This window comes from Acinetobacter sp. AHP123, from assembly GCF_023757925.1.
In the GTDB taxonomy this organism is placed as follows: Bacteria; Pseudomonadota; Gammaproteobacteria; order Pseudomonadales; family Moraxellaceae; genus Acinetobacter; species Acinetobacter oleivorans.
Window position 1 is genome coordinate 252673 of record NZ_CP092454.1, and the last position, 22387, is coordinate 275059.

The 22387-nt window shown below is 38.6% G+C and carries 19 protein-coding genes and 1 tRNA gene; 8 read left to right on the top strand and 12 right to left on the bottom strand.

Annotation, left to right across the window (positions count from 1 at the left end; genetic code table 11):
* Positions 1 to 136: 136 nt before the first annotated feature.
* The gene (locus MJX77_RS01165) at positions 137 to 3178 is read right to left on the bottom strand and encodes a DNA translocase FtsK (protein ID WP_252060375.1); all 3042 of its coding nucleotides are present in this window, start codon (positions 3176 to 3178) and stop codon (positions 137 to 139) included.
* Between the two features lie 269 nt (positions 3179 to 3447).
* On the opposite strand from MJX77_RS01165, the gene trxB reads away from it, so the two are divergent.
* Positions 3448 to 4398, top strand: a complete 951-nt coding sequence (gene trxB, locus MJX77_RS01170; RefSeq protein WP_107881034.1) for a thioredoxin-disulfide reductase — start codon at positions 3448 to 3450, stop codon at positions 4396 to 4398.
* Positions 4399 to 4463: 65 nt separating this feature from the next.
* Here trxB and MJX77_RS01175 read toward each other — a convergent pair whose 3' ends face one another.
* Entirely contained in the window at positions 4464 to 4763 is a 300-nt protein-coding gene (locus MJX77_RS01175; RefSeq protein ID WP_252060376.1) for a putative quinol monooxygenase, read from the bottom strand.
* A 108-nt stretch (positions 4764 to 4871) separates the two neighbouring features.
* Here MJX77_RS01175 and aat point away from each other — a divergent pair, with 108 nt between their 5' ends.
* Positions 4872 to 5603 carry a leucyl/phenylalanyl-tRNA--protein transferase gene (gene aat, locus MJX77_RS01180; protein ID WP_005303131.1) on the top strand — a complete coding sequence of 244 codons (732 nt, stop codon included), beginning with the start codon at positions 4872 to 4874 and terminating at the stop codon, positions 5601 to 5603.
* An 18-nt stretch (positions 5604 to 5621) separates the two neighbouring features.
* Positions 5622 to 6437, top strand: coding sequence for an arginyltransferase (locus tag MJX77_RS01185; protein WP_005303129.1), 816 nt, complete (start codon positions 5622 to 5624; stop codon positions 6435 to 6437).
* A gap of 41 nt (positions 6438 to 6478) precedes the next feature.
* On the opposite strand, the gene rimI is transcribed toward MJX77_RS01185, so the two are convergent.
* The 8 genes from rimI to MJX77_RS01225 form a co-directional block, all read right to left on the bottom strand.
* Positions 6479 to 6934 (bottom strand): ribosomal protein S18-alanine N-acetyltransferase, encoded by a 456-nt coding sequence (gene rimI, locus MJX77_RS01190; protein ID WP_252060377.1) that lies wholly within the window; start codon positions 6932 to 6934, stop codon positions 6479 to 6481.
* Positions 6935 to 7041: 107 nt separating this feature from the next.
* Positions 7042 to 7917 (bottom strand): metal-dependent hydrolase, encoded by an 876-nt coding sequence (locus MJX77_RS01195; RefSeq protein WP_252060378.1) that lies wholly within the window; start codon positions 7915 to 7917, stop codon positions 7042 to 7044.
* A gap of 240 nt (positions 7918 to 8157) precedes the next feature.
* Positions 8158 to 9039, bottom strand: coding sequence for a metal-dependent hydrolase (locus MJX77_RS01200; protein WP_252060379.1), 882 nt, complete (start codon positions 9037 to 9039; stop codon positions 8158 to 8160).
* A gap of 204 nt (positions 9040 to 9243) precedes the next feature.
* A complete protein-coding gene (gene tuf, locus MJX77_RS01205) occupies positions 9244 to 10434 on the bottom strand; it encodes an elongation factor Tu (RefSeq protein ID WP_004794160.1) in 1191 nt (396 codons plus the stop codon).
* Between the two features lie 94 nt (positions 10435 to 10528).
* A complete protein-coding gene (gene fusA / locus MJX77_RS01210; protein ID WP_004794161.1) occupies positions 10529 to 12667 on the bottom strand; it encodes an elongation factor G in 2139 nt (712 codons plus the stop codon).
* Between the two features lie 177 nt (positions 12668 to 12844).
* Positions 12845 to 13315, bottom strand: coding sequence for a 30S ribosomal protein S7 (gene rpsG / locus MJX77_RS01215; RefSeq protein WP_004638185.1), 471 nt, complete (start codon positions 13313 to 13315; stop codon positions 12845 to 12847).
* Between the two features lie 160 nt (positions 13316 to 13475).
* A complete protein-coding gene (gene rpsL / locus MJX77_RS01220) occupies positions 13476 to 13850 on the bottom strand; it encodes a 30S ribosomal protein S12 (protein ID WP_002050319.1) in 375 nt (124 codons plus the stop codon).
* A gap of 200 nt (positions 13851 to 14050) precedes the next feature.
* Complete coding sequence (locus MJX77_RS01225; RefSeq protein ID WP_252060380.1) at positions 14051 to 15370, bottom strand: EcsC family protein; 1320 nt, start codon at positions 15368 to 15370, stop codon at positions 14051 to 14053.
* 300 nt (positions 15371 to 15670) lie between these two features.
* On the opposite strand from MJX77_RS01225, the gene MJX77_RS01230 reads away from it, so the two are divergent.
* From MJX77_RS01230 to MJX77_RS01250, 5 genes are all read left to right on the top strand, one after another.
* On the top strand, positions 15671 to 16900 hold the full coding sequence (locus MJX77_RS01230) for a beta-ketoacyl synthase N-terminal-like domain-containing protein (RefSeq protein WP_004641618.1): 1230 nt from the start codon (positions 15671 to 15673) through the stop codon (positions 16898 to 16900).
* A gap of 18 nt (positions 16901 to 16918) precedes the next feature.
* Positions 16919 to 17371, top strand: coding sequence for a CopD family protein (locus tag MJX77_RS01235; RefSeq protein WP_013198778.1), 453 nt, complete (start codon positions 16919 to 16921; stop codon positions 17369 to 17371).
* A 162-nt stretch (positions 17372 to 17533) separates the two neighbouring features.
* On the top strand, positions 17534 to 18094 hold the full coding sequence (locus tag MJX77_RS01240; protein ID WP_111855992.1) for a hypothetical protein: 561 nt from the start codon (positions 17534 to 17536) through the stop codon (positions 18092 to 18094).
* A gap of 385 nt (positions 18095 to 18479) precedes the next feature.
* Positions 18480 to 20105, top strand: coding sequence for an NAD+ synthase (locus MJX77_RS01245; RefSeq protein WP_252060381.1), 1626 nt, complete (start codon positions 18480 to 18482; stop codon positions 20103 to 20105).
* Positions 20098 to 21126, top strand: coding sequence for a hypothetical protein (locus MJX77_RS01250; protein ID WP_252060382.1), 1029 nt, complete (start codon positions 20098 to 20100; stop codon positions 21124 to 21126). Before MJX77_RS01245 ends, MJX77_RS01250 begins: the two co-directional genes overlap by 8 nt.
* A 43-nt stretch (positions 21127 to 21169) precedes the next feature.
* Here MJX77_RS01250 and MJX77_RS01255 read toward each other — a convergent pair.
* Together MJX77_RS01255 and cntB are read right to left on the bottom strand one after the other, a co-directional pair.
* Positions 21170 to 21246: transfer RNA gene (locus tag MJX77_RS01255), tRNA-Met, on the bottom strand.
* Between the two features lie 157 nt (positions 21247 to 21403).
* A complete protein-coding gene (gene cntB, locus MJX77_RS01260; protein WP_252060383.1) occupies positions 21404 to 22360 on the bottom strand; it encodes a carnitine monooxygenase, reductase subunit CntB in 957 nt (318 codons plus the stop codon).
* Positions 22361 to 22387: the final 27 nt, after the last annotated feature.

Sequence of the window (22387 nt, forward strand, 5' to 3'; positions counted from 1 at the left end):
CATTGTTATTTATTTAGGAAAAATACATTAGCATTTTTTACTATACGTTAAAATCTTTAAGTCATTTTATAAATAGATTCAGTTTATTTAAATTATAAAAAAAGCCTCCAGAGAGGCTTTTTTTAGGGATAAGTTCTTAAACTAAAATATCTCGCTTACCATTAGGCCCCATTGCGCTCACAATGCCGTTCTCTTCCATTTGATCAATGATACGAGCAGCACGGTTATAACCAAGGCTAAATTTACGCTGTAGTGACGATGTAGAAGCTTTACGAGTTTCTAAAACGAATGACACACATTGATCATAAAGTGCATCACGGTCAGAACCACCCTCACCCTCTTCAAAACCACGTGAAGTCGGTTCTTCGTCAAATGGAGTCAATATTTCGTCGACATAATCTGGTTCACCACGTTCACGCCAAGCATCACAAATGCGGTTAACTTCATCATCGCTAATGAATGCACCATGCACACGCTCAGGTTCGATTTTACCAGGCCCTAAGAACAGCATATCACCATGACCGAGCAAATCTTCTGCACCACCTGCATCCAAAATAGTACGCGAGTCGATTTTACTGTTTACACGTAATGCTACACGCGTTGGAATATTGGCTTTAATCAAACCGGTAATGACATCAACAGATGGACGTTGAGTTGCAAGCAAAAGGTGAATACCAGCAGCACGAGATTTTTGCGCTAAACGCGTAATCATTTCTTCTGCTTTTTTACCCACCTGCATAATCATATCGGCAAACTCATCCGCAACAATCACAATAGATGGTAATGGTGTTAAACGAGGTGCACGTTCTTGTGTCGCCGAATCACTTGGTTTCCAAGTTGGGTCAATTAGATCTTCCCCATTCGCAATTGCTTCTTCAACTTTACGGTTGTAGTCACTTAATTTACGAATTTTAAGAAACGACATCAGCTTATAACGACGTTCCATTTCATTCACACACCAGTTCAATGCGCTTACTGCATCTTTCATGTCAGTAACGACTGGAGTTAATAAATGCGGAATATCATTATAGTTTGCAAGTTCAAGCTGTTTTGGATCGATTAAAATCAAACGCAACTGGTCAGGTGTATATTTAAGCAACATCGATAAAATCATCGAGTTTACCGCAACCGATTTACCAGAACCTGTTGTACCCGCAACTAGCATGTGTGGGGCTTTCGCTAAATCAGTTAATACTGGATTACCTGAAATATCTTTACCCATCGCCATACTAATGAGTGCACTTGGATCGCGATATGTTGGTGTTTCCAATAGTTCAATCAAACGCACCATTTCACGGGCACTGTTTGGTACTTCAATCCCAATATATGGTTTACCAGGAATGACTTCCACTACACGAACAGAGGCCATCGACATTGAACGGGCTAAGTCACGCGAAATATTGGTTACCTTAGATGCTTTAACACCCGGTGCTAAATCTAATTCAAAACGGGTAACTACTGGCCCTGGTTGAGCTTCAACCACTTGAGCCTTAACGTTAAATTCTTGTAACTTAATTTCAAGTAATTCTGATAAACGCGAAAGCTGCTCTTCAGTGAAGTTAACTTTCTTATTCGGATCAACCTTATCAAGTAGATCAAGACCTGGCAAAGTAGGTAAATCCAAACGCTTCTTGGCAACCTGCATTGCACGAGACATTGGTCGACCAGCTGCATCTGTTAATGGCGCATCTAAATCGAAATCATCTTCATCAATATCAAGATTTTCTTGAGGTTTCCCAGCAGTTTCCTGCCATGCCTCAATAAACTCTTCTTTTGAAAGTTTATCGGCCTGAATAGTCGTTTGAATAGGAGCTTTTACAAATGCTGAAGATTGCGCATAACTACTTGCTCTGACAAGTTCAGCGGGCGCAATATCTTCATCTATTAATAAATCATCAAAATCTTCAAAGACTTGTTCGTTTGCTAAATTTTTAGGTGATTGATTTAAATTTGAAATATTTGAAGATGTTTCATTCGCAATATTCACAGATTGCGAAGTTGGTTCGGCTTCTACATGGTGATCTTGAACAAATGGTGTATGCACATCTGTTGCAGTTTTACTGTTTGGAACCGCAGCAAGTAACTCATCAAAAATTTCATCATCATTCCAGTCAAGACCATGTAGGTCTTGTTTAGCTGCAGGTTGAGTTTGATGAACTTGTGAAATAGTCTGCTGGAATTGATCATGAGCAGGAGCTTGTTCTGTTGAATCATCTGCTGCTCTTAAAAGTGCATCAATTTCTTGCTTATGACTCGCATCATCACGTTGTAAAGCACGCCATACTTCACCCGTAGCCACTAAACGTTGGCTATCTTTTTCAAGCTTATGGGCTTGCTCAAGCGTATGTTCAAAGTTTTGAGCATTTGCAACTGGCTCAACTGCTACAGGTTCAGGTCGGCTCTGCTCTTTCGCTAATACATCTGCAAATAACCTTTCAGCAACCGCATCATGTCGTGTTGCTGTAGGTTGTGATTGAGTGGCTTCAGATTGAACTGGCGCTTCTTTTTCATCTGAAGCATTGGCCTCAGTGTTTTGTGCAACTTTAACTGCCGCTGCTTTGTTAGCAGGCTGAGTTGTTAAGTCATAATCCGATTCGTTTGGTGATACGTTTTTATAAAATAAATCTTGTAAATAGCTTGGTGTCGCTTTGAGCGTAACCCATGTTTTGCTCCATTGCACCCCAAATGCAAGAGTAAACAAAACCACTCCGAAAACGAGTAAGAATAAAGTCGCACCGTAAATTGTTAGCAATTGAGATAGGCTTTGACCTAACTCGTAACCAATAATTCCCCCAGCCGCATTATCTAAAGTATCTGCCGGCACATTCCAATGTAAATAAAGCAGGCTAGACACAACCAAAATTAAAAAGAATTGTGCAGCATAACGAAATGGGCGGTTTAAAAAACTACGTGGCCACCACACCTGTATTGCTTCAATAAAAAGGAAAATTGGAATAAGCAAACTTGCCCATCCTAAAAAACCAAACAGCAAATCTGCAATCCATGCGCCAGCAATACCACTTGCATTGGATACTTGCTGAGTATCACTGGAAATATGCATCCAGCCCGGATCAAATGGTGTATATGTTACTGTTGCCAGAAACATATAAATCCCAAAAGAAACCAAGAATAATGTCATCAATAAGCGCTGTGCATAAACACTCGACACCGCAGTCATATACTGTCCTGTAACCCATTTAATTATTGGTTTAGAGATGTGAAGAACTACATTCTAGATCTTCAACGAATGAACTTTATATTATGCACCTGTTCTTACAAAAAAGGTGCATGATTCTTTACAGTTGTTGTTAACATGAGGCACTTCTATATTGTTATATAACTTAATTCGATTGACCTGATCAATATTATCCACATTGATTTAACGCTATTGATCGGCAAATTCACGTATAATTTTCAAAATTCTCGAAATAAAGAAGGATACCCTCAATGAGTGCTCGTCATTCTCGGTTAATTATTCTCGGTTCTGGCCCTGCGGGCTATAGTGCAGCTGTCTATGCAGCTCGTGCAAACCTTAAACCTACTTTGATTGCAGGTTTACAACTAGGTGGGCAACTTACAACAACAACCGAAGTTGACAACTGGCCGGGCGATCCTGAAGGTTTAACAGGTCCTGCATTAATGGATCGTATGCAAGCACATGCTGAACGCTTTGGTACAGAACTCGTCTATGACCATATTAATGAAGTGGACTTAAACGTACGTCCTTTTGTTCTAAAAGGTGATATGGAAGAGTACACATGTGATGCTTTGATTATTGCAACTGGTGCTACAGCTCAATATCTTGGCCTAGAGTCTGAACAAAACTTTATGGGACAAGGCGTAAGCGCATGTGCAACATGTGATGGTTTCTTCTACAAAAACCAAAAAGTAATGGTTGTAGGTGGTGGTAACACTGCTGTTGAAGAAGCACTTTATTTATCAAATATTGCTTCACATGTAACGCTAGTACACCGCCGTGATAGCTTACGTTCTGAAAAGATTTTGCAAGATCATTTATTTGCCAAAGAAAAAGAAGGCAAAATCAGCATTATCTGGAATCACGAAGTTGAAGAAGTATTGGGTGACAATACTGGTGTAACAAGTGTTCGCCTTAAATCAACTCAAGATGAATCTAAGCAAGACGTAGAGGTTCATGGTCTATTCGTTGCAATTGGCCACAAACCAAATACTGGAATGTTTGATGGTCAATTAAACTTACGTGATGGCTATATCCAAGTACAAAGCGGTACTTCTGGTAATGCAACAGCAACTTCTGTAGCTGGTGTTTTTGCTGCTGGTGATGTCGCTGACAGCATTTATCGTCAAGCGATTACTTCTGCTGGGTCAGGCTGTATGGCTGCTCTAGATGCTGAAAAATATCTAGATAATCTCGCTTAATTTAATCGATGCAACAAAAGACATCCAATAAACGATCGGGTGTCTTTTTTTATGTTTTATGATGTTTATCTCTTCATATTTTCAAAATGGTCTAAATGTGTAAAACGTCCTGACCTCGTCTGATATTGGTCAATCTGAGGAACTAACCGTTGAAAGTGCTCAGACTGAACATGTCGATCTAATGCTGCCTGGTCTACCCATTCCTCAATAAAAACAAAATGTCCTAAATTTTTTATATCATGATATAAATCATACGCGACACACCCCTCTTCACACCGCGTTTTATCAACAAGCTCTTGATAAATTGGTAAAACCAAATCAATTTTCTTAATATCAATAAAATCTTCTGCAATAAGTTTTAGCATCACGCAAACCTTTTCTATTCGTTCATGCATGCTAAAGTTGAACAATAAAAATTGTCAATGAAGCTTAGTTACGTTAATTTTGAACCATTCCATTTCATTTTATTTTTTATGCAGAAACTTCCACTCTCTCAATTCATTTTTCCTGACCCGATTGAAGCCGATCCGGATGGTCATGGTTTAATTTGTATTGGAGCTGATCTCTCCCCTTCTACTCTATATGAAGCATACACCCACGGATTATTTCCGTGGTTCAATGAAGATGAACCCATTTGTTGGTGGAGCCCTGAGCCTCGGTGTGTGATTTATCCTCAAAATTACAAGCCAAGCAAGTCTCTCCTTAGAAACATGAAAAAACATGATTATACAATTACCGTTAATCATGCCTTCGAAGAAGTTATTCGCTCATGTTCTTTACCAAGAAGTTATGCAGATGAAACTTGGATTAGCGAAGATATTATTCAGGGCTATTGTGAGATGTTTAATGCTGGCTATGGATATAGTGTGGAAGTCTGGGATCAAAACGAACTTGTCGGAGGTCTATACGGCATTACGATTGGCAAAGGATGCTTCGGTGAGTCAATGTTTAGTAATGAAACTGATGTTTCAAAAATGGCTTTTTATACATTAATGCTGATTGGACAAGAAAATCAGCTCCCTTGGGTAGACTGCCAGCTTGTAAATAGTCACTTAATTAGCTTGGGAGCCTGTACACTTTCTCGTCAAGACTACTTAAAATCGTTACAAGATGTAATTATTCACCCCTCTATCAATTGGAAAAAGTATCAAGAACGTGTATTTTCAAGTAAAACAATAGCGTTAGATGCAAAATTAATGGAATGATAACAGGAGGGACCAATCATGAAATCATATCACCCCAAGTCCCTTTTAAATGATTTGCAGTATTATATTACTCCACCTCATGATTGCAGCTACCTAGAAAATAAATCGGCGCGCATGGTGTTTTTAGACCCTATTCATCGGATTGATGTGGTCACTCTTTCAGAACTTTCTCGTTTAGGATTTCGCCGTAGCGGTGACTTCGTTTATCGTCCTGAATGCCATTTATGCAGACAATGCTTATCTTGTCGCGTTCCAGTTGCCGATTTCCAAATGAACAGCATGCAAAAAAAAGCGTGGAAAAGAAATCAAGATCTGACCATGACTGTTTTGCCAACTCAGCAAGCTGCTCAAATTCATTATGATTTATATGAACGCTATATTAATGAACGTCATGCTGATGGTGACATGTTTCCTCCAAGCTTAGATCAGTTTGAAAAATTTTTAGTACATAGTTGTACAGATAGTTTCTTTTTAGAGCTTTGGAAAGATAATCGTTTAATCAGTGTGTCTACATGCGATCTAATGGATGATGGACTTTCTGCGGTCTATACTTTCTTTGATCCAGATGAACATCGTAGATCACTTGGTGTGTACTCTATTTTGAACCAAATCGAATATGTGAAATCACTTGGTTTAGAATATCTTTATTTAGGTTACTGGGTGCCGCACTCAGCCAAAATGAATTATAAGTCGCAATACACTCCTTTAGAACTTTTACTAGATGGGCAATGGCGCCGCTTAAACAGATCCCTATCGCCCGATGAAATTCAACAGTTAGGTACGTCGCTTATGACAACATTACCTTCTGAATGGAATAATTTAATTATTAAATAATTTTGATCTAGTTTTCTTATGAAAAGCAATCAGATCAAAATTTAGAATAAAGAAGCAAAATCATCTGTACAGGTTTTTACCATAATGACCGCATGTTCCCGCCCCCCTTCTGGGGTAGGATAATAATTTCGACGGAGGTCAATTTGATGAAAACCTGTTTTTTCATATAAACCGATAGCAGCTTTATTACTTTCGCGAACTTCTAGAAATATTTGTACTGGTTGATTTTTTAATTGATCAATTGATGCATTTAATAACTCATATCCTAAGCCCTGACCTTGCATTTTAGGATCAATTGCCATGAGCAATAAATTTGCTTCATCTAGCACTGGTTGTAATATACAAAACCCAACGACTCTATTTTGTGACTCAATGACAGTGCATTGATAAGAACTCAAAGATTCTACAAATTGCTGTCTTGACCATGGGTGTGTTTGCACTGATTTTTCGATTTGTACAACAATATCAACATCAGTGTTTTGCATAATACGAATCATGGGGTTCAGCACAATCAAAGTTCTAAAGTAATGCGTATTATAAAAACTTCACAAGAAAAAACGAGTAAAAAAAAGGACAATTAAATTGCCCTTTTTTACCATCCTTTTTAGAGACCTAGTTTTTCACGCCAAGTTGCTAACAGCGCTGTAGTGTCAGAATCATTTGGATGAAATTTTGGTCTTAAGAAATCAAGTAACTCTGGAATTTGACGTGTCATAAAACCTTTACGACCATACATAAACTTAAGCATGTACTTCGTATCTTTCCACGTTAATTTATCATCAGTCTTGAGTAACTTAGCAGTAAAATAAGATTGTGTTGCAAAGATTAATGCCATTGCAATAATCAAAGCTGCTGAGCGCATAAAATAAGCTTTCGGACCTTGCCCATACATGCTTGTGTACACATCAAATGCCACGGCTTTATGTTCATTTTCTTCAACTGCATGCCACATCCATAAATGATACATCGTGTCGTCTTGGAACATCTCCTGAATTTCAGGGTTTTGTAAAAGTTCAGCTGCAATGGTAGACGTAAAATGTTCTAGCGCACATGTTCCCGTCAAATCAATCATTTCTTTAGTATAGCCAAAAGGTTTCATTAATTTGGTTACAACAGCCGTACCCATCTTAATGACTTTTCCTGTTTGCTTTTCCATATGGCGAACATCATAACCATAAGCCTGCGCTGAAGCATTAAATGCTAAATGCTCTTTCGAATGCATCGCTTCTTGACCAATAAAAGCACTAATTTCTTTTTGAAGATCTGGATCAGCAAGCTTTGGATCATTTCGAACAGCACGAGTACTATTTACAAAGAACTGCTCACCTTCTGGGAAAAGAGCCGATAATGCTGTCATAAAATGTGTTAATGCCGCATCATAATTCGCCCAATAGCGTGGGACCTGAGTAAATTCAAAGTCCATACGACGCACAGGGAAACTAGCACCAGCACGATTGGAAATATTTACCTTAGCATTCATCTCAGACTCCTTTTAAGTGAATAGCTAATTCACATATAACTTTATTTATTTTCTTAATATTTATAATCATACGTCTTTCGATGTACCAATTAAGTGCAGATGAGGACAGAGAAATATCAGATGAGGTCATTAATAACCCCATAAAGGTGCATAGACTTACTTATAGTTATGGTTAGCAAATAATACTTAAAAAGAAAAAAGGGCTACTCATGAGCCCTTTCAAATCAACATAGATTTAAATTACAAACCTAATTTTGCTTTCCATGTTTTCAATAGACCAACTGTATCTAGGTCATTTGGATGAAAACCAGGCTTAAAGTAAGCTAACATTTCTTTAGCCATACCACTAATAATGCCTTTAGATGGGCTATATCCATATTTATAAATTACTGATAGTTCATTTAAATTCAACTTATTGTCTTGTTTTAATAAACGAAGTACAAAAGATGATTGAATCAAAAAGATTAAAGTCATAGCAAAAACTAAAGAACTGGTTCGTAAGGCATAAGCTTTTACACCCTTACCAAATACACCTTCGTACACGTCAAAAGCTACAGCTTTATGCTCATTTTCTTCGATAGCATGCCAATACCACATGGTTGACATTGTTTCATCTGTCATAAGCTCTTGAATATGGTTATTAACTAATAACTGTGAAGCGATAGTAGCCGTAAAATGTTCAAGTGCTGTTGTAGCTGTCAGGTCAACCATTTCTTTAGTCATACCGAAAGGTTTAACAATTTTTACAAAAGCTTTAATTGCTGTTTGAATCGCCGTGTCAGTAAACTTCTCTAATGTTTCTACATCGTGACCAAACTTTTGAGCAGAAGCATTAAAATTTACATGCTCTTGAGTATGCATTGCTTCTTGCCCAATGAAGGCACTAATCTCTTTTTGTAATGCTTCATCATCTTTAATAGATGGGTGATAACGTACAGCACGTACACTATCTATGAAGAATTTTTCACCTGCCGGAAACAAGGCCGACAATGCTGTCATAAAGTGTGTGAGTCCAGCAGAACCATTCATCCAATATTCTGGTACATCATTAAAGTCAAAGTTCATACGACGTACGGGAAAGCTTGCTCCTGCGCGATTCGTAATATTCACTTTAGCATTCATACCCAAAGCTCCTTATTAAGTAATCCAAATTACTCAAACTTTATTGTTCGTTTTCTTGATTCTTATCATACAAATTTCATAAAAAGGATTAAGGGTAAATAAGGACATTGAAATATCAGTTAAGGCCAGCTTTTATAGTGATTGTTAGACAATTAAATATAAAAAAAGCGCTCTAAAAAGAGCGCTTTTTTTCACTGAAAGTGATTATGCAGTTACTTTCGCAACAACACCAGCACCTACAGTACGACCACCTTCACGGATCGCAAAACGTAGACCTGGGTCCATTGCGATTGGGTGGATTAATTCTACTGACATTTCAACGTTGTCACCTGGCATAACCATTTCAACGCCGTCTTGTAATTGGATTGCGCCAGTTACGTCAGTTGTACGGAAGTAGAACTGTGGACGGTAACCGTTAAGGAATGGAGTATGACGACCACCTTCTTCTTTAGAAAGTACGTATACTTCTGCATCGAATTTAGTGTGCGGCTTGATTGTACCTGGTTTAGCAAGTACTTGACCACGTTGTACGTCTTCACGCTTAGTACCACGTAAAAGAACACCACAGTTCTCGCCCGCACGACCTTCGTCAAGAAGTTTACGGAACATTTCTACGCCAGTTACAGTTGTTTTAACTGTATCTTTAATACCAACGATCTCTACTTCTTCACCAACTTTAACGATACCAGCTTCTACACGGCCTGTTACTACAGTACCACGACCAGAAATTGAGAATACGTCTTCGATTGGCATTAAGAATGCTTTGTCGATAGCACGTTCTGGTTCTGGAATGTAAGAGTCAAGCGCTTCAACAAGAGCAAGAACTGAAGACTCGCCATATTGACCAGCATCACCGTTAAGAGCAGCAAGAGCTGAACCACGGATAACAGGAGTGTCATCACCTGGGAAGTCATAAGTAGAAAGAAGTTCACGAACTTCCATTTCTACTAATTCAAGTAATTCTTCATCATCAACAAGGTCACACTTGTTCAAGAATACGATGATGTAAGGTACACCAACCTGACGAGAAAGAAGGATGTGTTCACGAGTTTGTGGCATTGGACCATCAGTCGCAGCACATACAAGGATCGCGCCGTCCATCTGAGCAGCACCAGTAATCATGTTTTTAACATAATCGGCGTGGCCCGGGCAGTCTACGTGAGCGTAGTGACGGATTGGAGAATCGTATTCTACGTGTGAAGTATTAATTGTAATACCACGTGCTTTTTCTTCAGGTGCTGAGTCGATTTGTGAGTAATCTTTCGCTTCACCGCCGTAAGTTTTTGCACAAATAGTTGCAATCGCAGCAGTTAAAGTTGTTTTACCATGGTCAACGTGACCAATTGTGCCCACGTTTACGTGTGGCTTATTACGTTCAAACTTGGCTTTAGCCATGATGATCTTCCTTTATAAACTGCTCATGCAGGGTCACTGCACGAGCGCTTGGTTTTTAACTAAGAATTAGTTTGGGCTTATAGTAATCGAAAGATTACTCGTCGTCACCTTTTTTACCGCCAGTCTGGAACTTAGCGATGATGCCTTCAGCCACGTTACGTGGAGTTTCAGCGTATTTAGCGAATTCCATAGAATAAGTCGCACGACCTTGAGACATAGAACGCATTTGAGTCGCGTAACCAAACATCTCAGCCAATGGAACTTCTGCTTTAATTGCTTTAGTTCCACCAGGAAGATCATCCATACCTTGAACCATACCACGACGACGGTTTAAGTCACCCATGATATCGCCCATGTAGTCTTCTGGAGTTTCTACTTCAACTTTCATGATTGGTTCAAGAAGGATAGGATCAGCTTTCATGAAACCGTCACGGAAAGCGTATGAACCAGCCATTTTGAACGACAATTCATCAGAGTCGACATCATGGTAAGAACCATCGAATAATGTCGCTTTGATACCCACAACAGGGTAACCAGCCAATACACCATTCTTCATACGTTCTTGAATACCTTTGTCAACCGCACCAAAGAATTCTTTAGGTACTGTACCGCCGACAACTTCTTCAGCGAATTGGTATTCTTTACCAGCTTCTTCAACATCCATAGGCTCTAAACGAACATATACATGACCGAATTTACCTTTACCACCTGTTTGACGAACAAATTTACCTTCTTGTTCAACAGACTTTTTGATCGTTTCACGGTAAGCAACCATTGGTTTACCAATGTTCGCTTCAACACCGAATTCACGCTTCATACGGTCAACAATGATGTCAAGGTGAAGCTCACCCATACCAGCAATAATTGTTTGACCAGATTCTTCGTCTGTACGAACGCGGAACGATGGATCTTCTTTAGCCAAACGACCTAAAGCAATTGACATTTTTTCTTGGTCAGCTTTAGTTTTTGGTTCAACAGCCAATGAAATTACTGGCTCTGGGAATTCCATACGCTCAAGTGTAATGATGTTTTTCTCATCACATAATGTATCACCAGTAGTAACGTCTTTAAGACCTACACACGCTGCGATATCACCTGCACGGATTTCATCAAGATCTTGACGTTCGTTCGCATGCATTTGCACGATACGACCGATACGTTCACGCTTAGATTTAACTGGGTTATAAACCGGATCACCTTGTTTAAGAACACCAGAGTAAACACGTACGAATGTTAAGTTACCTACGAATTTGTCGTTCATGATTTTGAACGCTAACGCAGAGAACGGAGCTTCGTCAGATGCTTCACGAGACGCTTTAGTTTCGTCTTTGTCGTCAAGGATACCTTCGATCGCTTTAACTTCTGTAGGTGATGGTAAGAATTCAATTACAGCATCCAACATACGTTGAACACCTTTGTTTTTGAACGCTGAACCACAAAGCATTACTTGAATTTCAGAAGCTAATGTACGAGCACGTAAACCTGCAATGATCTCTTCTTTAGAAAGATCACCTTCTTCAAGGTACTTGTCCATTAATTCTTCAGAAGCTTCAGCCGCAGCTTCAACCATTTTGGTACGCCATTCGTTAGACGTATCAACAAGGTCAGCTGGGATGTCAGCATATTCAAACTTCATACCTTGAGATGCTTCATCCCAGATAATCGCTTTCATTTCGATAAGGTCAACAACACCTGCAAACGTATCTTCTGCACCGATTGGCACAACGATAGGTACAGGATTACCACCTAAACGAGTTTTAACTTGCTCAACAGCACGGAAGAAGTTTGCACCAGTACGGTCCATCTTGTTCACGAATGCTAAACGAGGCACTTTATATTTGTTTGCTTGACGCCATACAGTTTCAGACTGAGGTTGTACGCCACCAACTGCACAGTAAACCATGCACGCACCGTCAAGAACACGCATAGAACGTTCAACTTCGATTGTGAAGTCTACGTGTCCCGGGGTGTCAATTACGTTGATACGGTGTTGTTCGAATTGGTTACCCATACCAGACCAGAAACAAGTTGTAGCAGCAGAGGTAATTGTAATACCGCGCTCTTGCTCTTGTTCCATCCAGTCCATTGTTGCTGCACCATCGTGTACTTCACCAATTTTGTGAGATACACCTGTGTAGAACAAAATACGTTCTGTTGTAGTTGTTTTACCTGCGTCGATGTGCGCAGAAATACCGATGTTACGGTAATTACTAATTGGGGTTTGGCGAGCCATGATGTCTACATTCCTAAATGTTATATTTAAAACAGGACGCATCAATTAAATTGATGCGCACAAATATCCAAGCAGGCAACTTAAATACCCGCAAAGCTCCCACTTTGATAAAGAGCAATGTTGAATCGAGCTGCGGTACGCATGAATATTCTCCTGATTAGGGACTGTTTTATCCGCTTAGAAACGGTAGTGAGAGAAGGCTTTGTTGGCTTCAGCCATACGATGCACGTCTTCACGTTTTTTGATCGCTGCACCTTTACCTTCAGCTGCATCAAGCAACTCACCAGCAAGACGTAAAGCCATCGTTTTTTCAGAACGCTTAGCAGCAGCATCTACTAACCAACGCATTGCTAAGGCAGTACGACGGGATGGGCGTACTTCCATAGGTACTTGATAAGTAGCACCACCAACACGGCGTGCTTTTACTTCAACCATAGGACGAACTTTTTCAAGAGTAGTCTCGAAAAATTCAACTGGGTCTACTTTGTTTTTTTCTTGAACACGTTCTAAAGCACCGTAAACGATACCTTCAGCAACAGATTTTTTACCATCTTGCATTACGTGGTTCATGAATTTAGCGATTGTTTGGCTGCTAAATTTTGGATCTGGAAGGATCTCACGAGCAGCGACTACGCGACGTCTTGGCATTTTAATACACCTAATAATATGACACTTCAGGATAATCCAGCAGTTTGTACAAGTGTCATGTACACGACGCTGGCCTTACTATACGTCGCTTGAATTACAAATCTATGAAGAATTCAAACAAGCGAAACGCTAAAGGGCTTATTGGACTAGTTTCCTAGAATTACTTCTTAGGACGCTTAGTACCGTATTTAGAACGTGATTGATTACGATCTTTAACACCAGCACAGTCTAATGAACCACGAACGGTATGGTAACGTACACCTGGTAAGTCTTTAACACGACCACCACGGATAAGAACAACACTGTGCTCTTGTAGGTTATGACCTTCACCACCGATGTAGCTAGATACTTCAAAACCTGAAGTTAAGCGAACACGGCAAACCTTACGCATAGCTGAGTTAGGTTTTTTAGGTGTAGTTGTATAAACACGTGTACAAACACCACGACGTTGTGGACAAGCCTTCAACGCAGGAACTTTGGATTTTTCAACCAAAGTCGTACGACCCTTACGGATCAACTGATTCGTTGTTGCCATATGGCAATTCTCCCGTTATTAAAAAACCTTAAAAAGAAAATACCTCTTTTTAAGGGCACATAATTGTAAGCTAAGATGCAAAAATGGTCAACACGGCAATACTTACCAAATGTTGACCATATCAATCTTTGACAGGATAACTTACAAATCTAAATAGAGTTTAAATCTTATTTTTAAACCTCTTATTTGTAAGCGTATTGTTAAGAGTATTTTTTATCATTCAACTCTTCTTCATCTTCCTCAGGAGTTAAAGCAGGTTTTTGCTCAGTATGCTCATGTTCCTCAACATGTTTATCAGCAAGTTGCTCGATACCTTGATGAACATTTTCCTGAATTTTTTCTTCACTCTTTTTACTTTCTGTAGGCTTTAAAACAATAGATACTTTTGAAATGACATCATGGTTTTCTACTTTATGATGATGTGCAGCATGAATATTGCCATCTTCACCCACATTTAAAAGACGAGGACTCGCCTTCTGGATGAGCGTTACCGCAGCATAATAGGCTTGTAACGGAGATAAATGCTCACTTGGATGTTCATTTAAATAATGTCTTGCGGCACCAAAAATGGCTTGTGCTTTATGACCAACATCTTCTTGTAGTTTCCAACTATATACGGCGCTTAAAACAGCACCCGCAACTGGTGTAACTTTGCCAAAGGCTGAAAGTTTAGGAATACGATTTAACCAACCCCATTTAAACTCTCCATCTTCATCGACTAACCAGTTCTTTAAAGTATCAAAATCGGTAGTTGAACCTAACACTTGCTGAAATTGATGAATATCTTGCGTTTCCAACATATTTCGTAATGTTTTTAAAGCTATCAATAAAGTTTGCTTTTCAGCAATCAGACTAATATCAACCTCTTTAAAGATAAACTCGACAACGTCTTGGTCTGTAACTTCCAGAAGTTCAAAACCATGTGATCTACCTGTCTGATAAATCGTTCTTAAAACCAGCACGAGTGAAACAGGAATATCTACAGCGGCGCCAACTACACCCGACACGCCTGTAATTGCACCTTGTACAGTCGCAATTAATTTATTTTGTTCGATAAGTGCCTGACTTAAACGTTGAGAACGGCCCGTATCTTTAGTGAGCTCAAATAAATCTTTAGCGCCCGCTTCTTCTAGGATTTTTTCAGTTAAGGTGCTTTTTGAACTAAAATCATTCAGCCAATCAAATAAATAACCTGAGATTTTTTCATCCCAATCTGGGGAAAGAAATGTAGCCACGCCATTTACTTTTGTAAAATGTCGCCCAAAGACCTGACGAGTTACTTTCGGCAATTGTTCTCGCAGCATTTGTTGAGGACTTTCATATTGCTCAACTTCAAATGGGCTTTTTGTTCTCGATTTTCCTTCAACTGTTGTCCCAGTTGGAATTGGTTCAATTACCTTACTGACGTCACCTGATTGGTTCTGTTGCAAGATACTCAATCCTGTAGAACTGAGCTTTTTAGCCACTCCGAAGACCTGAGAAAACAAATTGTCAGATTGATTATTATTAAATTTTGTCATCAAGTACCTCGATTTTTTAATTTATCTAATTAGACATAAATACTAGGTGGAATGTGGATTTATCTCAACTTGAATGTGTGTATTTTAGTTAACCCTAAATGCAACATACTATGTATTTAGTTATTTTTTTTAAATGTAAAATTGTCATAAAGATTTGCCATAAGAAATAAAAATCCTTTCTGCTATCATGTTAACAACGAAAAAACATGAGTCTTGTTTTCTTACAGCTATATTCTCCTATTCGTTTTCGTAGCTGTTGATCACCATAGACTCTTAATATCACCATAAAGGGACCTGTAGATGAAACGTGTTGTAATCACTGGTATGGGTATTAACTCATGTATCGGTAACTCTTTAGAAGCAGTTACTCATTCACTTCAAAATGGAATCTCCGGGACACGTTTTAACCCAACTTATGCTGAACTCAATTTTAAAAGTCATGTGAGCGCTGCTGCAGAACAAGATTTTGATCATATTGACCGTAAGTTAAAACGCTTTATGGGCGTATGTGCAATGTACGCTTACAATGCTGCTGTAGCTGCTGTTGAACATGCAGGTCTTACTGCTGAACAAATCGGTGGTAATCCACGTTACGGTATCGCAGGCGGTTCAGGTGGTGGTTCAACTGCATCTGTTGTTGAAATGACAGAGCTTTTAGAAACTAAAGGTGCACGTAAAGTAGGACCTTTCTTCGTACCACGCAACATGTCAAACACTATTACTGCAAACGTAGGTGTTGCATTCAAACTGCAAGGTATTGCTCATACAATTACAAGTGCTTGCGCAACTTCTGCTGACGCAATTGGTTATGCGTACAACCTTATTCAACTCGGCAAACAAGACCTTATGCTTGCTGGTGGTGGTGAAGAAGATCATTGGTCTCAAAGTTTGTTGTTTGATGCAATGGGTGCGCTTTGCTCAAAATATAATGAAACTCCAGAAACAGCATCTCGTCCATATTCAGCAGACCGTGATGGTTTCGTTATTGCTGGTGGTGGTGGTTTCGTAGTACTTGAATCACTTGAACACGCTCAAGCACGTGGTGCCAACATTTTAGCTGAAGTCGTTGGTTATGCTGCAAACAGCGATGGCGCAGACATGGTTGCTCCAAGCGGTGAAGGTGCTACACGTTGTGTGTTAATGGCACTTGAAGAAGCTAAGCAACATGGCGTAGACAAAATTGATTATGTAAATACACATGGTACATCTACTCCAGCTGGTGACATTACAGAACTTAAAGCAATGGAACGTGCATTTGGCGAAGGCAATGTACCTCCTCTTAGCTCAACTAAATCTATGACAGGTCATAGCTTAGGTGCAGCTGGCGTACAAGAAGCTATTTACTCTGTTCTAATGATGCAAAATGACTTTATTGCACCAAACATCAATGTAACTGAACTTGATGAAGGCGCAAAACCTTTTGATATCGTACTTGAAAAACGTGATGCAAAATTGAATACTGTAATGAGTAACAGTTTTGGCTTTGGCGGTGTTAACGCTTGCCTTATTTTCAAGAAGTGGGATGCATAATCCCACCTAGGATTATCGATGGATGCACCTTCTGATGCTTTTTTGTGGGTAAAAGCATTACATATTATTGCCGTGGTTTGTTGGTTCGCTGCTTTGTTCTACTTACCACGTCTATATGTTTATCATGCTATGAGTGAAGATGCTGTTAGTCATCAACGCTTTGAAGTAATGGAACGTAAGTTGTATCGTGGAATTATGTGGCCGTCTCTGATTGCCACATTAATTACTGCTCATTTTCTTGTGGATTGGGGCGATGCAACTCGACATTATCATCAGGCAACATGGTTTTACCTTAAAGTTGGATTAGTTGCTTTATTAGTCATCTACCATTTGGCATGTGGCTACTACCGTAAAAAACTTATCGGAAATGCTCACTATAAATCACATAAGTTCTGGCGCTTCTTTAATGAAATGCCAACCTTAATTTTATTTGCTGTTGTGATTTTAGTTGTCGTAAAGCCTCAGTTTTAACTGGGGCTTTTGCTTTTCTTATCTAAGAAATCTTTTATTCACAGCAATAAGAAAACTAGATCCATTTAAAGCTTTATATTTTTAAAACAGAACGATAAAACTAATGAATAATCACACCTCTTTATTTCGCGATATCTAACCTATAGTATGCTAAAGAAATAGATGAACTCATTTAATGGCAAAGCTATGCTACTTTTTAATGCCTTTAAACGCTTAATTCGCACACAATTTATTCTTCTTACACTTTTTATTTTCCGTCACTTAAAAAACTATCCAATTAGACATTTGACTGCTCAAGAAAAAGTATTAGCACAAATGGTCTTTGGCGACATGCTCAATTGTGAACAACCTAAAATTATTGCTACTCGCTACCTTCCTTGGCAGTCTTACGGTATTTTTATGGCTCCAAACGGAAATATTTATGTCAATCTTTCCGATTACAGTGAAAATTATGCTCTAGAATCTAAATTTATGCAGGGTATTTTTATTCACGAACTCACTCATGTCATGCAGTATCAAAAAGGTATTCATGTACTATTTAAAGGCGCCTTACTGCAATCAGCCTATTATCTGAGCTTTAAAAGTTACAACCCCTATAAATACACCTACTCTCCCCACAAGGCTTTTAGCTCTTATAACATTGAACAACAAGGTGAAATTGCCCGCGACATTTGCTCTGGTAAAATCCCAAATATTATCTGTTCACCTCAACTTCATTTGTAACTAAATAATCAATCATTCTTTGAACGTAACATTTCTTGCTCAATGTAAATGAGAATTCTTATAAATCAGAAATACTTACCTAAGCTATAAAATCACTCTTATTTAATTCAAATTATTGAAAAAAATATAACGCCCTTATTCCAAATTGGCTTGTGATAAGGCAGTATACAAACAATAAAAATAATGAAGCCTGTTTCTATTCTATACAGAAAATCTCGTTATTTTTACGCAGAAAATATGTGATTGGTATATATTATTGATCTTGACATTTTTGTTTACTATTTTAATTGTTTAATATCGTATCATACACATCGTTGAAAAATTATATCTATAAAAATCAACACTATGTGTATCTATATTCGTTATGATCTAGGATTAGGTTTGAATGAAAAGTTTTAAAGTTGCCCTTGCTCAGTTTTCTCCGCATATTGGCAATATTGACTCAAACACCAAAAAGATGATTGAGCAAGTAAATCAGGCGAAAAAACAAAACGCTGACCTGATTATTTTTCCCGAGCTTTCTGTTATTGGTTATCCAGCTGAAGACTTATTGCTACGTCCAAATTTAAATAAACGTATGCAAAAGGCTTTTGCTCAACTTGCCGAAGTTAAAGATATTGTCATGGTTTTCGGATTTGTGAACCAGACAGAAGATGGTCAACGTTATAATTCTGCTGCTGTCATGAAAGACGGTCAAGTTTTGGGTGTTTTTAACAAACACAATTTACCAAACTATGGCGTTTTTGATGAAAAACGTTATTTCCAAAAAGGACATCAGCATTTGGTGTTTGAATATCTTGGACATAAGTTTGGCGTATTGATTTGTGAAGATATCTGGTCAATTAATACCGTAAAACAGTTAAGCCAATTAAATGTTGATACAGTTCTTGTATTAAATGCATCACCATACGAAGTCGGTAAACCACAGCACCGTACACAAACCTTGAGTGAACTTGCAAAACAACTTCACCTCAACATTGTGTACGTTAACCAAGTGGGCGGCCAAGATGATTTAATTTTTGATGGCACAAGTTTTGTCAGCAATAAAGACGGTGGAATTGCTTTACAAGCACCAAGCTTTAAAGAAGACCTCTACATCGCTGAATTTGACCCAAAAAACAAAGCATTTAAAGTCACAGAATCAGCTCCTGCTTTAGAAACATTTGCAGAGATCTATCAAGGTTTAGTTCTGGCAACGCGTGACTATGTAGAGCGTTCAGGTTTCCCTGGTGTAATTTTAGGTTTATCTGGCGGTATTGATTCTGCCCTTACACTTGCTATTGCTGTTGATGCAATTGGTGCAGAAAAAGTACAAGCCGTAATGATGCCTTATACTTATACTTCTCAAATTAGTGTGGAAGATGCGGCAGAACAGGCTCGTCGTATGGGTGTAACTTTCGGTATTGCTGAAATACATTCAGTTGTAAATAGCTTTATGCAAACCTTGTATCCTTTCTTTGGCAACTCACCAGCAGATGCGACCGAAGAGAACTTACAAGCGCGCGCACGCGGCACATTACTCATGGGCTTATCAAATAAATTTGGTAATTTAGTACTCGCTACTGGCAACAAGTCTGAGCTTTCAGTTGGCTACTGTACACTTTACGGTGATATGGTTGGTGGCTTTGCAGTTCTAAAAGATGTTTATAAAACTATCATATTTGAATTAGCAAAATACCGTAATAGCTTAAGCGAAACTCCTGTTATTCCTGAACGTGTGATTACTCGTCCACCTTCAGCAGAACTTCGCCCAGACCAAAAAGACCAAGACTCTTTACCAGCATATGATGTATTAGATGCCATTCTTTACGCATACATTGAAGAAGATTTAAGTCAGGCAGATATTATTGCCAAAGGTTTTGATAAAGAAGTAGTTGAAAAAGTTATCCGTTTAGTTGATCGTAATGAATATAAACGTCGTCAAGGCGCGATTGGGCCGAGAATTACTTCTCGTGCATTTAGTCGTGAACGACGTTATCCGATTGTCAACGGTTGGACAGCGAATGACTGAGCAGGAAAACTCATCAAAAACTACAGCACTTGCTCAAGCACTTTTGCTTGAGCAGGTGGAATTTTTCAAAAAACAATTATCTATAGAAAACTCACCTATTTATTTCCAGCAGTTCATTCAACTGTTTATGCAACATGCTGACGAAATAAAACTTCATGAAGTTGTTGATTTAGAGCAACTACAAGCCGTTGTGAAACGTTATGCTTTTGAAATGCAGCTAGGTGCTGGTTTACTTGAGTTTATTGGGGAAATTGCGCAGCGTATTTATATATCTGCAATGAAGTCTCCAATTCAGCTACAAGATTTGGTATCTGACCACCAATTTGAAATGTGGCTCTCCAAATTTTTAGAAATGGAACATATTCCTCTTTATCTCAATCAGTTTTTAAGAAGTAGTCCTTCTGTACAACAACTTTGCCAATATATTGCAACCTCAACCTTAGAACAAAAATTACCAAAATTTCTAAGCGCATCTAGAGTTGATGATTATCACTTTGAATGGCAACACAAACTCAAAAAATTCTCCTTTCTACAGCAACAACGTCTTGAGCATAAACTTGAAACCTGGATTGCCAGCTTTATTCATGAACAACTCACAGAATTAAGTCTTTTATCGAGTGAAGATTTAGAAAGCCTAGTGCGTCATGTCTGGGAAGATATTAGACATAAAAAAATGTATGAGTTTATGAAGCAGCTCACTCCTCTCGATGTTGAAGAGTTTTTTGTTTTAATTTACGAATACTGGAAAGAATTACGCCAATCGCAATTCATGCAAGATCTGATTTTGTATGGTGTCGAAGTTTTTTATGACTTTTATAAAGACCAGAGTTTATTTGAAGTATTAAGTGAGATTGGTTTAACCGAAAGCGACTTACAAACTGAAGCTTTACGTTTTTATCCGAAGGTTATGAATGCCTTTAATGAACATGGTATTTTAGAACCGTTATTACAAGCGCTTTTAGCTCCTTTTTATCAAAGCTCAAAAACACTCGATACGATTGAAAAACATTTTAATATGTAAAAAGTAGATAAAAAGAAACCATGCATGAGCATGGTTTTTAAAATGGTGGCTATGACGAGACTTGAACTTGTGACCCCCGCATTATGAGTGCGGTGCTCTAACCAACTGAGCTACATAGCCGTAAACTGTGTGCGCATTATCTATAGTTCTGTATAGCAGGTCAAGAGTTCAAAACCATTAAACTCCATCAAATGAACAAATAAGATTCAGATCATCATTATTTGTTCATTTTTTAGCAAATTCGCACTTTAAACAATTGATCAACCAAAGAAATATATTAGAGATCTAATACTAGTTTTTTTCCTTTTGCTCTTGATACACAAATCATCATGCTCTTTTGTGAAGCCTTTTCTGCATCACTCAAGTATTGATCGAAGTGCTCTGCTTCACCTTCTAAAATGGCAGTTTCACATGTGCCGCAAACTCCTTCACGACATAAGCATTCCACATCAATATTTAATGTTTCGATGGCTTGTAAAATTGTTTGATTACTTTGTACTTCAATTTCCTGATTAGACTTAGCAAGTACCACCGTAAACGCCTCACCATCCTCAGGAACTGTTGAAGCAAATTGTTCCCAGTGGATATATTCATCGCGGTAACGGTGTTTATTACAGCAATCAATCACAGCATCAATCATAGGTTTCGGTCCACAGACATAGACATGCGTGCCTTTTGGTTGTAATGAAATCAGTTCATCCAAATTTAATGCGCAACCTTCTGAGTCAACATAACTAAACACATGCTCAGCGTGTTTCTGTTTTAACTCATCTAACAAAGCCGCGTGTTCAGGTGAGCGATAAGCATAATGTAGCTCATATTCAGCACCGCGTGCTGCAAGCTCATCCATTTGTGGCAAGAATGGTGTAATGCCAATACCACCTGCAATTAAAATATGTTTATTGCCTGTTTCCGCTAATGGAAATAAATTTTTTGGTTCTGAAATCTGAATTTCACAGCCTTCACTACATTGATCATGCATGAAAACCGATCCCCCCTTACCTTCCGCATCTTTACGAACGCAGACTTGGTAAGTCGATAGGTCTTGTGTACAGCTCATCAATGAGTAAGCATTTGAAAGTTGCTCATTCATTTTGACAATAATATGGCTTCCCCCACTAAATCGAGGAAAGTTCTGCCCATCTTGACGTTTGAACGTAAACCGTTTGATTAAAGGGGTAAGCTGTTCCACATGAGTAACAACTGCCGGGAACATTTCATAATGACTAGCCATATTAGAATCCTTCTTTTACCGCATATT

Bases quoted from the DNA above. Each gene is read 5' to 3' on its own strand.
- aat (WP_005303131.1), top strand. From the start codon at position 4,872: ATGCAGAAACTTCCACTCTCTCAATTCATTTTTCCTGACCCGATTGAA.
- MJX77_RS01240 (WP_111855992.1), top strand. From the start codon at position 17,534: ATGAACTCATTTAATGGCAAAGCTATGCTACTTTTTAATGCCTTTAAA.
- rpsL (WP_002050319.1), bottom strand. From the start codon at position 13,850: ATGGCAACAACGAATCAGTTGATCCGTAAGGGTCGTACGACTTTGGTT.
- MJX77_RS01195 (WP_252060378.1), bottom strand. From the start codon at position 7,917: ATGAATGCTAAGGTAAATATTTCCAATCGTGCTGGTGCTAGTTTCCCT.
- trxB (WP_107881034.1), top strand. From the start codon at position 3,448: ATGAGTGCTCGTCATTCTCGGTTAATTATTCTCGGTTCTGGCCCTGCG.
- MJX77_RS01230 (WP_004641618.1), top strand. From the start codon at position 15,671: ATGAAACGTGTTGTAATCACTGGTATGGGTATTAACTCATGTATCGGT.
- MJX77_RS01185 (WP_005303129.1), top strand. From the start codon at position 5,622: ATGAAATCATATCACCCCAAGTCCCTTTTAAATGATTTGCAGTATTAT.
- fusA (WP_004794161.1), bottom strand. From the start codon at position 12,667: ATGGCTCGCCAAACCCCAATTAGTAATTACCGTAACATCGGTATTTCT.
- MJX77_RS01165 (WP_252060375.1), bottom strand. From the start codon at position 3,178: ATGACTGCGGTGTCGAGTGTTTATGCACAGCGCTTATTGATGACATTA.
- rimI (WP_252060377.1), bottom strand. From the start codon at position 6,934: ATGATTCGTATTATGCAAAACACTGATGTTGATATTGTTGTACAAATC.
- tuf (WP_004794160.1), bottom strand. From the start codon at position 10,434: ATGGCTAAAGCCAAGTTTGAACGTAATAAGCCACACGTAAACGTGGGC.
- MJX77_RS01225 (WP_252060380.1), bottom strand. From the start codon at position 15,370: ATGACAAAATTTAATAATAATCAATCTGACAATTTGTTTTCTCAGGTC.
- cntB (WP_252060383.1), bottom strand. From the start codon at position 22,360: ATGGCTAGTCATTATGAAATGTTCCCGGCAGTTGTTACTCATGTGGAA.
- MJX77_RS01250 (WP_252060382.1), top strand. From the start codon at position 20,098: ATGACTGAGCAGGAAAACTCATCAAAAACTACAGCACTTGCTCAAGCA.
- MJX77_RS01245 (WP_252060381.1), top strand. From the start codon at position 18,480: ATGAAAAGTTTTAAAGTTGCCCTTGCTCAGTTTTCTCCGCATATTGGC.
- MJX77_RS01200 (WP_252060379.1), bottom strand. From the start codon at position 9,039: ATGAATGCTAAAGTGAATATTACGAATCGCGCAGGAGCAAGCTTTCCC.
- rpsG (WP_004638185.1), bottom strand. From the start codon at position 13,315: ATGCCAAGACGTCGCGTAGTCGCTGCTCGTGAGATCCTTCCAGATCCA.
- MJX77_RS01235 (WP_013198778.1), top strand. From the start codon at position 16,919: ATGGATGCACCTTCTGATGCTTTTTTGTGGGTAAAAGCATTACATATT.
- MJX77_RS01175 (WP_252060376.1), bottom strand. From the start codon at position 4,763: ATGCTAAAACTTATTGCAGAAGATTTTATTGATATTAAGAAAATTGAT.